The 14213-nt window shown below is 73.0% G+C and carries 1 protein-coding gene and 1 pseudogene; both read left to right on the top strand.

Annotation, left to right across the window (positions count from 1 at the left end):
• Nucleotides 1-11110, top strand: an 11110-nt coding sequence (locus SALPAC4_RS28765; protein ID WP_449619069.1) for a type I polyketide synthase, incomplete at its 5' end; no start/stop codon positions are given.
• A pseudogene (locus tag SALPAC4_RS29265) lies at nucleotides 11107-14169 on the top strand (type I polyketide synthase); the annotation flags it as partial. The gene SALPAC4_RS28765 and the pseudogene SALPAC4_RS29265, both read left to right, overlap by 4 nt.
• Nucleotides 14170-14213: the final 44 nt, after the last annotated feature.

Below are 14213 nucleotides of genomic sequence, written 5' to 3'. Positions count from 1 at the left end.
GCTGCTGCTGCCGATGCGCATCGACCCCACTGCCCTGGCCGCGATGGACCCGCCGCCCGCACCGCTGCGCAGCCTGGTCCACACACCGCTACGCCGCGCCGGCCGGGCCGAAGGCGCCCTGCGTGACCGAGTACGGTCGGCCCCCGCACCGGATCGCCGCGCAGTCGTGCTCGAGGTCGTACGTGAACAGGCGGCCCTGGTGCTCGGGCACAGCGGCCCCCACGACGTCCCGGTGAACCAGGCTTTCCGGGACCTAGGGTTCGATTCGCTGACCGCGGTCGACCTGCGCAACCGCTTGAGCGCCGCGACCGGTCTGCAACTGCCCGCGACCCTGGTGTTCGACTACCCCACTGCGGCGACCCTGGCCGACCACCTGGCGGATCAGCTCTCCGGCGTGGTCACCCCGGTCGCCGAACCCGTCTCCGCGGCGACCACCGGCGATCCCATCGCGATCGTGTCGATGGCCTGCCGGTTCCCGGGCGGGGTGACCACGCCGGAGGAGCTCTGGTCACTGCTGCTGGCCGAACAGGACACGGTCGCGGCCCTGCCCGCCGACCGGGGCTGGGATCGGCTGCTGCACGGCCGCGACCACCTTCGTGCGGGAGCGTTCCTGGTCGATGCGGCCCAGTTCGACGCCGGGTTCTTCGGGATCAGCCCGCGCGAGGCGCTGGCGATGGACCCGCAACAGCGGCTGCTGCTGGAGGTCGCCTGGGAGACGATCGAGCGGGCGGGCATCGACCCGACATCGTTGCGGGGCAGCGCGACCGGCGTCTTCGCCGGCGTGATGTACCACGACTACGCCTCGCTGCTGACGCCAGAAGGCGAGGAAGCCGAAGCGCTCGTGACATACGTCGGCAACGGCAGCGCGGGCAGTGTCGCCACCGGCCGGATGGCGTACACGTTCGGCCTCGAAGGACCGGCGGTGACCGTGGACACGGCCTGCTCGTCGTCGCTGGTCGCCCTGCATCTCGCCGCTCAGGCGCTGCGTCAGGGCGAGTGCACGCTCGCTCTCGCCGGTGGCGTGACGGTCATGGCCACACCCAGTGTCTTCGTCGCCTCGCCGGGACAGACCGGACCTGCGGGAGACGGACGGTGCAAACCGTTCTCCGCCTCGGCCGACGGTGTGGGCTGGGGTGAGGGCGCCGGCCTGGTGCTGCTGGAGCGGCTGTCGGACGCCCAGCGCAACGGGCACGAGGTCCTCGCTGTGCTGCGCGGCAGTGCGGTCAACCAGGACGGTGCGTCCAACGGCCTGACCGCGCCGAACGGCCCGTCGCAGCAGCGGGTGATCCGGCAGGCGGTGGCCAACGCGCGGCTGTCCCTGCCGGACATCGACGTGGTCGAGGCACACGGCACCGGGACCCGGCTCGGCGACCCGATCGAGGCGCAGGCGCTGCTGGCCACGTACGGGCAGGACCGCGACCGGCCGGTGCTCCTCGGGTCGGCGAAGTCGAACATCGCTCACACGCAGGCAGCGGCCGGCGTCGCCGGCGTCATCAAGATGATCCTCGCCATGCGGCACGGCGTCGTGCCCGCCACCCTGCACGCCGACGATCCGACGCCCGAGGTGGACTGGTCCGCCGGCGCGGTCGAACTGGTCACCGAGCGGACCCCGTGGCCGGCCCGGGAGGGACCGCGCCGCGCCGCGGTGTCCTCGTTCGGGATCAGCGGGACGAACGCGCACGTGGTGCTCGAACAGGCGCCCGGCGTCGTGCCCGCCGAGGCGCCGCCTCCGGCGCTGCCCGCAGTGCCGTGGGTGGTGTCGGCCAGGACGGCGGGAGGCCTGCGCGCCCAGGCCCAGCGGTTGGCCGCATGGACTGAGCAGTCCGCCGAGGACTCGCTCTCCGTCGGTGCGGCCCTGGCGCGATCTCGTGCCCGGTTCGAGCATCGCGCTGTCGTGCTCGGCGCCGGCCGCGACGAGCTGGTCAGCGGACTGTCCGCGGTGGCGGAGGGGACGCCCGCGCCGTCGGTGGTGGTGGGCCGGGCCGACCCGCGTGGTGACGGCGGCGTGGTGTGGGTGTTCTCCGGTCAGGGCGCGCAGTGGACGGGGATGGCCCGGCAGTTGATGGCCGAGTCGCCGGTGTTCGCGTCCTCGATGGCCGAGTGTGGGGCCGCGTTGGCGCCGTTCGTGGACTGGTCGCTGCCGGACGTGATGGACGGGGATCTGTCGCGTGTCGATGTGGTGCAGCCGGTGCTGTGGGCGGTGATGGTGTCGCTGGCCGAAGTGTGGCGCTCGTGGGGAGTACGGCCGGCGGCGGTGATCGGTCACTCCCAGGGTGAGGTGGCAGCGGCTTGTGTGGCTGGTGTCCTGTCGCTGTCCGATGGGGCGCGGGTGGTCGCGTTGCGTAGCCGGGCGTTGCGGGAGATCGCCGGTGGCGGCGGGATGGTGTCGGTGATGGCGGCCGAGGACCGGGTCCGCGAGTTGTTGCCGGACGGGCTGTCGGTGGCGGCGGTGAACGGGCCGGGCACGGTGGTGGTGTCCGGTCCGGACGAGCTTCTGGTGCGGTGGGAGCGGACGCTGTCCGCCGAAGGGGTGCTGCGGTGGCGGATCCCCGGCGTGGACTTCAGCGCGCACTCCGGTGAGGTCGACCGGGTCGCGGAACGGATCCTGGCCGCGTTGGGCCCCATCACACCGGATGACGGGCACACGCCGGTGATCTCGGCAGTGACTGGTGAGCCGATCCACGGCAGCGCCATGGACGCGGCGTACTGGCTGGACAACGTGCGGCACACGGTCCGCTTCCAGGACGCCGTGGAATGCGCGGGCCGCGCATTCCACGGCGTCTTCCTGGAGGTGGCGCCGCACCCGGTTCTGCTGGCCGCGATCGAGGAGACCCTCGACGACGCCACGGTCGTCGGCTCGCTGCGACGCGACGACGGTGGTCTGCGGCGCCTGCTGACGTCGGCCGGCGAGTTGTTCGCCGCCGGCGTGGACGTCGACTGGCGGGCCGTGTTCGCGGGCGTGCCTCAGCGGCGGGTCGACCTGCCCACGTACGCCTTCCAGCGCGAGTCCTACTGGTTGACGCCGGCCCCGCCGTCCGCCGATCCGGTGGAGCGCCTCTTCTGGGACGCGGTGGAACGCGGCGACGTCGAGAGCCTTTCCGCCGGGCTGGGCGTCGAGGCCGAGGCCGTGACGGGCGTGTTGCCGGGCCTGGCGTCGTGGCGGCAGCGGCGGCGTACCGATGCGATGGCCGACTCCTGGCGATACCGGGTCGAGTGGAAGCGGCTGGCCGACCAGCCGCCGCGCAGGCTGACCGGCGAATGGCTCGTCATCGCCGTGCAGGACGACCCGCTGGTCGAGCTGGCCGGCGTCCTGGAACTGCACGGCGCACACGTGACGCGGGTCGTGCTCACCGAAGCGGATCGCGGAGCGGTGCGGGAACGGATCGCGGGCGCGCTGAGAGCGGGTGATCTTGCCGGCATCCTGTCACCGGCCGCGGTGGCCGAGGCGGTCGACGGGTACCCGGCCGTGCCCGGGAGCGTGGCGTGGTCCGTCCTGGTGATGCAGGCGCTGAGCGACCTCGGTGTGGCCGCACCGGTCTGGTGGGTCACCCGGAACGCGGTCCGGGCCGGAGACAGCCCGGCACCTGCGGGATCACCGGGACAGGCCGCCATCTGGGGCTTTGCCTCCGTGGCCCGCGCAGAGGCGCCCGACCACTGGGGAGGCGTGCTCGACCTGCCCGGTCAGCCGGACGAGTGGGTGTGGAACCGGCTCGCCACTGCGCTCACCGGCGACGAGGACGAGGTGGCGGTCCGTGCGGACGCGACGTACGCCCGGCGGCTGGTGCGAGCGCCGGCCGCCGGCCGCCCGGCGCGGTCCTGGTCGGTGACCGGCCGAACCGTACTGATCACCGGGGGCACCGGCGCGCTCGGCAAGCACGTAGCGCGCTGGCTCGCCGGCCTGGGTGCCGGGCACCTGCTGCTGGTGAACCGTCGTGGCATCGAGGCCCCGGGCGCGGCCGAGTTGGTCACCGAACTGGAGGCCGCGGGTGCCGCCGCCTCCGTGGTCGCCTGCGACCTCGCCGACCGGGACGCACTGCGGGCAGTCCTGACCGGCATCCCGGCGGAGCGTCCGTTGGGCGCCGTGTTCCACACCGCCGCGGTGCTGGACGACGCGATGCTGGACTCGCTCACCCTCGAACAGATGCAGCGGGTGTGGCGGGTGAAGGCGGAAGGCGCCTGGAACCTCCACGAGCTCACCGCCGGCGCGGAGCTCTCGGCATTCGTCCTCTTCTCCTCCATCACCGGCACGCTCGGCGACATCGGGCAGGGCAACTACGCACCGGCGAACGCGTACCTGGACGGCCTGGCCCGGCACCGCCGGGCGCTCGGGCTTGCGGGAACGTCGATCGCCTGGGGTCACTGGGCTGGCCCCGGCATCGGCGGCGCGGCGATCGAAGAGATGCTGCGCCGCACCGGCGTACGGTCCATGCCCCCGGAATCGGCGATCAGCGCGTTGCACCGCATCGTCGAGGACGACGAAAGCTCGATCATGGTCGCCGAGATCGGCTGGGATGTGCCCGCCGGCCAGCCGTTGCCGGCCGTCCCGTCCCTGCTGCGAGACCTGCCCGAAGTGCGGCAACGGGCCACCCCGCCGGGAGACAGCGCACCGCAGCTGGCCGCGGAACTGTGGCGGATCCCGCGCGACGACTGGCACGCGCTGCTTTTGGACGCGGTCAAGGCTCATGCCGCGGCCGTCCTCGGCCATGCCGGCCCGGACGCCATCGAGCAGCACCGGGCCTTCCGGGAGCTCGGCTTCGACTCGATGAGCGCGGTCGAACTGCGTAACCGGCTCAACCTCGTCACCGGGCTGCGCCTGCCCGCCACGCTGGTGTTCGACCACCCCACCCCGGCCGGGCTGGCCCGTCACCTTGCCGAGGAACTCGCCGGCGACGAGAGCGCGCCGGCCCTGCCGGCGGCCGCCGACGACTCCCTGGACGAGCCGATCGCGCTGATCTCGATGGCCTGCCGGTTCCCGGGTGGCGTTCGCACCCCCGAGCAACTCTGGGAGCTGCTCGTCGCCGACGGCGACGCGGTGGGAGAGTTCCCGCCGGACCGGGGCTGGGATGAACTGCTCGGACCGGAGCCGCCGCGTACGCGTGAGGGTGCCTTCGTGGCGGACGCCGCCGAGTTCGACGCGGACTTCTTCCGGATCAGCCCGCGTGAGGCGTCGGCAATGGACCCGCAACAGCGGCTCCTCCTCGAAGTCGCCTGGGAAACGTTCGAGCGGGCCGGCATCGACCCGGCCGCCTTGACGCAGAGCGACACCGGCGTCTTCGCCGGAACCAACGGGCAGGACTACAGCGCGCTGTTCCTGGGCGCCGGCGATTGCGTCACGGACTTCCTGACGACCGGCAACACCGCGAGTGTGCTGTCCGGGCGGGTGGCGTACACGTTCGGGTTCGAAGGCCCTGCGGTCACCATCGACACGGCCTGCTCGTCGTCGCTGGTCGCCATGCACCTGGCCGCGCAGTCGCTGCGGCGCGGCGAGTGCTCGCTCGCGCTGGTCGGCGGGGCCACGGTGATGGCCACACCGGCGGCCTTCGTGGCGTTCGGCCGTCAGCAGGGTCTGGCGGCGAACGGCCGGTGCAAGGCGTTCGCGGCCGCGGCCGACGGGGTGGGCCTCGGCGAGGGTGTCGGTCTGGTGCTGTTGGAGCGGTTGTCGGATGCGCGGCGTAACGGTCATGAGGTTTTGGCTGTGTTGCGGGGTAGTGCGGTGAATCAGGATGGTGCGTCGAATGGTTTGACGGCGCCGAATGGTCCGTCGCAGCAGCGGGTGATTCGGCAGGCGGTGGCCGATGCGGGCTTGTCGTTGCGTGACGTTGATGTGGTGGAGGCGCACGGGACGGGGACCCGGTTGGGTGATCCGATTGAGGCGCAGGCGTTGCTGGCCACCTATGGGCAGGGCCGGCAGCGGCCGGTGCTGTTGGGTTCGGTGAAGTCGAATATCGGCCACACGCAGGCGGCGGCCGGTGTCGCTGGTGTGATCAAGATGGTCCTGGCGATGCGGCATGGGATGGTGCCGGCGACGTTGCACGTGGATGAGCCGACGCCGCACGTCGACTGGTCGGCGGGTGCGGTTGAGTTGGTTACCGGGTCCGCGCCTTGGCCGGGAGACGGAATTCGCCGGGCGGGTGTGTCTTCGTTCGGAATCAGTGGCACGAATGCGCATGTGGTGTTGGAGCAGGCGCCGCCGGCCGAGGCCGAGGCGGTAGAGGTGCCGGAGATGCCGGTGGTGCCGTGGGTGGTTTCGGCGAAGTCGGCGGGCGCGTTGCAGGCGCAGGCGGCGCGGCTAGCGGGTTGGGCGCAGCAGGCAGGTCCGGATGCGCGGTTGGTGGGTGCGGGGTTGGTGCGTTCTCGGGCGGTGCTGGATTACCGGGCGGTGGTGGTCGGCCCTGATCGTGACACGCTGATCGACCGACTGCGGGCAGTGACCGCGGCAGCGTCGGCGTCGGCGTCGGTGGGCAAGACGGTGCTGTTGTTTTCTGGTCAGGGCTCGCAACGCGCCGGTATGGGAAAGCAGCTGGCGGCCGCGTTTCCGGTGTTTGCGGCGGCGTGGGAGGAGGCCTGGGAGCTGCTTGGCGGTGAAGTGGTGCCGGAGTCGGTGGAGCAGACGGGGTGGGCGCAGCCGGCGTTGTTCGCGTTCGAGGTGGCGCTGTTTCGGTTGTTGCAGTCGTGGGGGGTGCGCCCGGACCTGCTGATCGGTCATTCGGTCGGGGAGGTGGCGGCCGCGCATGTGGCCGGGGTGTTGTCTCTGGCGGATGCGTGTCGGTTGGTGGCGGCGCGGGCCCGGTTGATGCAGGCGTTGCCGTCCGGTGGGGCGATGTTGCGGGTGCCGCTGTCGGAGGCCGAGGTGCTGGCCCGGGGCTGGGATGTTGATGTGGCGGCGGTGAACGGGCCGGGGTCGGTGGTGCTGTCCGGGCCGCGGTCGGTGTTGCAGCGGGTGGAGCGGTCGGCGGGGGTGGGGTGTGGCTGGCTGCGGGTCAGTCATGGGTTTCATTCGGTGTTGATGGAGCCGATGTTGGACGAGTTCGCGGCGGTGTTGGACGGGTTGTCGTGGTCGGCGCCGCGGATCGCGGTGGTGTCCACGCTGACTGGCCAGGTCACTGACGACATCGCCACTCCCGGTTACTGGTGCGCCCAAGCGCGCCGCACGGTCCGGTTCGCCGATGCTGTGCATACTGCGGCGCAGCTGGGTGGGACCCGGTTCGCCGAGGTGGGGCCGGGCAGCGCGCTCACGGTCATGACCGCCGATTGCTTGTCCGGCCTGCCGGCGACCGCGCTGGTCCCCGCGCGTGCGAGTGAGCCGCAGGAGGTGCTCACCGGGCTGGGCGAGCTGTTCACCGCGGGCGCGACGGTGGACTGGACGGCGTTGTTCGACGCCGTGCCGGCCACCCGCGTGGATCTGCCCACCTACGCATTCCAGCGGCAACGCTACTGGCTGGACTCCCGAACAACGGCCGGCGACGCCTCCGCGTGGGGCCTCGGTGAATCGGGTCACCCGCTGCTGCGCGCCGCGGTCGAGCTCCCCGGCTCCGGCGGTGTCCTGTTGACCGGGCAACTCGGCGTGCGAACCCATCCCTGGCTGGCCGACCACGCCATCAAAGGCTCGGTGCTGCTGCCGGGCACGGCGTTCGTCGAGCTCGCCCTGCGCGCCGGCGAGGAGGTCGGCTGCGACCGGCTCGAGGAACTCACGCTCGAATCGCCCCTGATGCTCGACGCCCGGGAATCCGTCGCCGTGCAGGCCGTCGTCAGCGCGACCGACGACGACGGACGGCGTACGTTCGTGGTGCACTCCCGCCCGGCGGCCGCGACCGGCGAGCCGTGGTGGACCCGGCACGCGAGTGGCGTACTAACCAAGGCCGGAACCGAAGTGCCGTTCCCGGCGGCCGAATGGCCGCCGGCCGGCGCCGTCCCCCTCGATCTGTCCGACTTCTACCCGGCGATGGCGGACGAGGGCTACGGCTACGGCCCGGTGTTCCGCGGCTTGCGGGCCGCCTGGACCGCCGGCGACGACGCCTACGTCGAGGTCGTCCTCCCCGAGGGCGCCGGCGACGAGGCGGTCCGGTTCGGGATGCACCCGGGTCTGCTCGACGCGGTGCTGCAGGGCATGGGGTTCGCGGGCGGACGCAAGGCGGGCGGGGTGCAGGTGCCGTTCGCCTGGTCCGGTGTCTCTCTGCACGCGGCGGGCGCGACGGCGGTGCGGGCGCGCCTGACACCCAACGAGACAGGCGGGGTCTCGGTGCTGGTCGCCGACGTCTCCGGCCGGCCGGTTCTGTCGGTCGACGCGCTGGCGACCCGGCCGCTGACCACACGCGGCCGCACCACCGGCGGCTCAGGCGACGCCCCGCTGCGGGTGGACTGGCAGGCCCTGCCGGTCGGCACGCCCGTCGGCGAGCCGGCGCGCTGGGCCCGCCTCGACGATCCGGCCCTCGACCTGGCCTCCCTGCCGGACTCCGACGCGGACTTCGTGATGGTGTCCGTCACCGGCCGGGGACGGGCGCCGCACGAGGTGACCCACGAAGCGCTGAGGCTGGCGCAGTCCTGGCTCGCCGACCCGCGGTGGGCGGCCGCCCGATTGGTGATGGTCACGCGCCGGGCCGTAGCGGCCGCTGTCGACGAGGACGTGGCCGACCTGTCCAGCTCGCCGGTCTGGGGTCTGATCGGCTCGGCCCAGTCGGAGAACCCGGGCCGGTTCGTGCTGCTCGACGCCGATTGCGAACCCAACCCCGGGACCGTGGCCGCCGCGGTCGCCTCCGGCGAGCCACGGCTGGCGCTGCGAGACGGTACGCTGCTGATCCCGCGACTGGCCCGGACGGTCCCCGACCCGAGTCTCGTGCCACCCGCCGATCAGCCCGTGTGGCGCGTGGACGCCGAGAACCGGGGCACACTGGACGCCCTCGACATCGTCGCCGCGCCCGAGGCGTCGTCCGCCCTCGCGCCGGGACAGGTCCGCATCGCGGTGCGCGCCGCCGGAGTCAACTTCCGCGACGTCCTGATCGCCCTGGGCATGTATCCCGGCGCCGCGCCGATGGGTGCGGAAGCGGCCGGCGTGGTAGTCGAGGTAGGCCCGGACGTTGCCGATCTGGTGCCCGGCGACCGGGTCTTCGGCGTCGCCGACCGGTCCTTCGGCCCGCTGGCGGTCGCGGACCGGCGCCTGCTGGCCCCGATCCCGGCGGGCTGGCCGTTCGAGCAGGCCGCGGCGACACCGATGGTGTTCCTCACCGCCTACTACGGACTGATCGATCTCGGTGGAGTGCGCCGCGGCGAGTCGGTGCTGATCCACTCGGGCGCCGGCGGTGTCGGCATGGCCGCCGTTCAACTGGCCCGCCACCTCGGGGCCGAGGTGTTCGCCACCGCCAGCCCGGGCAAGTGGCCGGCGCTGCGCTCGCTGGGACTGGACGACGAGCACATCGCGTCGTCCAGGACCCTGGAGTTCCGGGAACGCTTCGCCGGCGGTGTCGACGTCGTGCTGAACTCGCTGGCCCGGGAGTTCGTCGACGCCTCGCTCGGGCTGCTGCGCCCCGGCGGGCGGTTCCTGGAGATGGGCAAGACCGATATCCGCGACCCCGGCCGGCTGCGGGAGGAGCAACCGCACGTCACCTACACGGTCTTCGACCTGATGGACGCCGGCCCGGAACGGATCCGGCAGATGCTGGCCGAACTGCTGGAGCTGTTCGGGCGCGGAGCGCTGAGGCCGCTGCCGGTGCGGTCCTGGGACGTACGCCACGCGCGCCGTGCCTTCCGTTTCGTCAGCCAGGCGCAGCACGTGGGCAAGGTCGTGCTCACCGTGCCCCCGGCATTGCGCCCGGACGGCACCGTGCTGATCACCGGCGGCACCGGGACGCTGGGTGGCGTGGTGGCCCGCCATCTGGTGGTACGGCACGGCGTCCGCCACCTCCTTTTGGTCGGCCGCCGCGGCCCGGACGCCCGCGGAGCCGCCGAGCTGCAAGCCGAACTGGCGGGACTCGGCGCCGACGTACGCCTGGTCGCCTGCGACGTCGCCGACCGGACCGCCCTGGCCGCCGTCCTGGACTCGATCCCCGCCGAGCACCCGCTCACCGGGGTGGTCCACGCCGCCGGTGGGCTCGACGACGCCACCCTGACCTCGTTGACGCCGGAGCAGGTCGACACCGTCTTCCGGCCCAAGGTCGCCGGGGCGTGGCACCTGCACGAGCTGACCGCGGACCGCGATTTGGCGATGTTCGTGATGTTCTCCTCCATGGCCGGCGTCCTGGGCGCCGCGGGGCAGGCCAACTACGCCGCGGCGAACACCTTCCTGGACGCCCTCGCCGCGCACCGGCGCCACCGCGGTCTGGCCGGGGTGTCGCTGGCGTGGGGCATGTGGGACCAGCGCTCCGGGATGACCGGCGGTCTCGCGGGCCCGGATCTCGACCGGATGGGGCGCGGCGGACTGGTGCCGCTGCCCACCGAGGACGCGTTGCGCCTGTTCGACGCCGGGACGGCCGGCGCCGACCCGGTAGTGGTGCCGGCCCGGCTCGACGCGGCCGCACTGCGGGCGCAAGCAGCGGTGGACGGCATCCCGGCCGTACTCAAGAGCCTGGTCCGGGCTCCGGTGCGCCGCGTAAAACGCTCGGAACGGGCGCTGCGCGAGCACCTGGAGTCCAAGCCGGAGCCGGAACGTCTCGCCGTGGTGCTCGACGTCGTGCGCGAGCAGGTTTCCGTGGTGCTGGGACACGGCGGCGCACAGCAGATCCCGGTCGACCGGGCGTTCCGCGACATGGGTTTCGACTCGCTGACCGCCGTGGACCTGCGCAACCGGCTGAACGCGATCACCGGCCTGCGGCTGCCCGCGACGCTGGTCTTCGACCATCCCACCGCCGCGACGCTGGCCGGTTTCCTGCTGGCGGAGCTCGTCCCGCCGAGCACACCCGGCGTCGCCGACCACACCGACGACGCCGCGCTGCGCGCGCTGCTCGACTCGATCCCGCTGTCGCGGATCCGGCAGGCCGGGCTGGTGGACGCGCTCGCCGCGCTCGCCGAACCCGGACCGCCGGGCAACGGCCGGCACACCGACAACAGCGAATCGATCAGGACCATGGCGGTGGACGAGCTGGTACGAGCCGCTCTCGCTGCCGGCGACGCTGACTGAGGGGACAGGCAATGGAGACACGGGTCGATCAGATCGTCGCGGCGCTCCGGGCGTCGATGCTGGAGAACGAGCGCCTGCGGCAGCAGAACAACCGGTACGTGGCCGCCCGCAGCGAACCGATCGCGATCGTCGCCATGGCCTGCCGCTTCCCCGGTGGGGTCGACTCGCCGGAGAAGCTGTGGCAGATGCTGGCCGATGGGGTCGACGCCATCAGCGGGTTCCCGGCTGACCGCGGCTGGGAACCGCCGGCCGGGGAGCTCTCCTACGACGGCGGTTTCGTGAGCGACGCCACCGGGTTCGACCCCGAGTTCTTCGGCCTCAGCCCCCGCGAGGCGCTCGCCATGGACCCCCAGCAGCGCCTGCTGCTCGAGACGTCCTGGGAGGCGTTCGAACGGGCGGGCATCGACCCGGCCTCGCTCAAGGGCAGCCAGACCGGCGTGTTCGCCAGCGTGACCAGCCAGGACTACGGCGCGCTGCTGCTGGCGGCCGACCCCGAGGAGGTCGGCGGCTATCTGATCACCGGGGTGTCGCCCAGTGTCGCCTCCGGGCGGGTGGCGTACACGTTCGGCCTGGAGGGGCCGGCGGTCACCGTCGACACGGCCTGTTCCTCTTCGCTGGTCGCCGTGCATCTGGCGGCGCAGTCGCTGCGGCAGGGCGAGTGTTCGCTGGCGCTCGCCGGCGGCGCCACGGTGATGGCCACCCCGCGGACCTTCTCCGAGTTCACCCGGCAGGGTGGGTTGGCCGCGGACGGGCGGTGCAAGGCCTTCTCCGCGGCGGCCGACGGCGTCGGCTGGAGCGAGGGCGTCGGCATCGTGCTGCTGGAACGCCTGTCCGACGCCCGGCGGCACGGCCACGACATCCTCGCCGTCGTCCGGGGAACCGCGGTGAACCAGGACGGCGCCAGCAACGGGCTGACGGCGCCCAGCGGGCCGTCACAGCGCAGGGTGATCCGCCAGGCGGTCGCCAACGCGCAGCTCGCGCTCACCGACATCGACGTCGTGGAGGCGCACGGCACCGGCACGAAACTGGGCGACCCGATCGAGGCGCAGGCGCTGCTGGCGACGTACGGCCAGGATCGGCCCGCCGAGCGGCCGGTGCTGCTCGGCTCGCTCAAGTCGAACATCGGCCACACCCAGGCGGCCGCCGGTGTCGGCAGCGTGATGAAAATGGTACTCGCGATGCGCCACGGGGTCGTGCCCCGGACCCTGCACGTGGACGAGCCGTCGCCGCACGTGGACTGGTCGGCCGGCGCGGTGTCGCTGCTGACCGAGGCGCGGCCGTGGCCCGAGACCGGCAGGCCGCGCCGGGCGGCCGTCTCGTCGTTCGGGATCAGCGGAACGAACGCGCACGCCATCCTGGAGGAGCCAGCCGAGGAACCGGCCGAGGAACGGGCCAGCGGGCCGAAGCCGGAGCTGGTGCCCTGGGTGCTGTCGGCCAAGAGCCCCGAGGCCCTGCGCGGCCAGGCGAGCAGCCTGCTGGAGCTGGTTTCGGGCCGGCCGGACCTGCACCCGGCCGACATCGGTCACTCGCTGGTGACGACCCGGTCCGTCTTCGGCCACCGGGCCGTGCTGGTCGGCAACGGCCGGGACCAGCTGCTGCAGCGGCTCGGCGCCCTCGCCGCGAACGACGCCGTGGCCGGTGTCGTGACCGGATCCGCCACCGCTCAGCCGAACGGCGTCGTGTTCGTCTTCCCCGGCCAGGGCGCGCAATGGGCCGGCATGGGACGCGAACTCATGACGACGTCGCCGGTATTCGCCCAGCGGATGCGCGAATGCGCCGCGGCCCTGTCGCCGTGGGCCGACTGGAACCTGCTCGACGTGCTGGACGACGCCGCGGCGCTGGAACGCGTGGACGTCGTCCAGCCGGCGCTGTGGGCGATGATGGTGTCGCTGGCCGAACTGTGGCGGGCCCACGGGGTGGCACCCTCGGCCGTGGTGGGGCACTCCCAGGGCGAGATCGCCGCAGCGTGCGTGGCCGGTGCGTTGTCGCTCGAGGACGCGGCGCGGGTGGTCGCCCTGCGCAGCCGGGCCGTCGCCGAGGAACTCTCCGGGCGCGGCGGCATGATGTCAGTGCCGCTGCCGGCCGACCAGGTGCGGGCGCGGCTGGCCCGGTGGCCGGGCCGGCTCTCGATCGCCGCGGTGAACGGGCCGGCGTCCGTGGTGGTCGCCGGCGAGTCCGCGGCCCTGAGCGAGCTCTTCGACCAGTGCGTGTCCGAAGGCGTCCGGGCTCGCCGGATCCCGGTGGACTACGCCTCGCACACCGCGCAGATCGAGGCCATCCGCGACCGCCTGCTGGCGGACCTGGCACCGGTCACGCCGCTGCCCGGGGCCGTCCCGTTCTGCTCCACGGTGACCGGGGAGCGCATCGACACCACCGAACTCGACGCCGCCTACTGGTACCGGGGCGTGCGCCAGCCGGTGCTGTTCGAGGACGGCGTGCGCTCGATGCTCGACGACGGCCACCGGGTGTTCGTCGAGATCAGTCCGCACCCGGTGCTCGCCACCGCCATGCAGGACATCCTCGACAGCACGGACGACCCGGGCACCGTGGTCGGCTCGCTGCGGCGCGACGAGGGTGGCCTGGAGCGGTTCCTCGTCTCGCTGGCCGAGGCCCACTGCGGGGGTGTGCCGGTGGACTGGCGGCCGCTGTTCCCCGACGGCGGCGCCCGGCGTGTCGAGCTGGCCACCTACCCTTTCCAGCGCCGGCGCTACTGGCTCGACGCGGCCGCCCCGGTCGACACCGCGGGGGCTGGAGTGGACCCGAGCGGCCACCCGCTGCTGGCCGCCGCAGTGGTCCTCGCCGAGGACGAGGGTGTGGTGTTCACCGGCCGGCTCTCGCTACGGTCACATGCCTGGCTGGCCGACCACGCCGTCGGGCAGGCCGTGGTCGTTCCCGGTACCGCGCTGGCCGACATGGCCATCCGGGCCGGGGACCGGGTGGGATGCGGCCGGCTGGGCGAGCTGACCCTGCACTCTCCGATGATCGTTCCGGCGGCGCACGAGTTGCGCCTGCAGGTGCTCGTCGACGAGGCGGACGAGGCGGGGCGACGCGAGATCCGCGTCTACTCCCGCTCCGACGAGGCCGGCGACGCGCCCTGGACCCG

The organism is Salinispora oceanensis (assembly GCF_000383575.1).
Taxonomy (GTDB): Bacteria; Actinomycetota; Actinomycetes; order Mycobacteriales; family Micromonosporaceae; genus Micromonospora; species Micromonospora oceanensis.
Note: the sequence above shows the minus strand (reverse complement) of the source record. Positions and strands in the feature narration are given on the sequence as shown.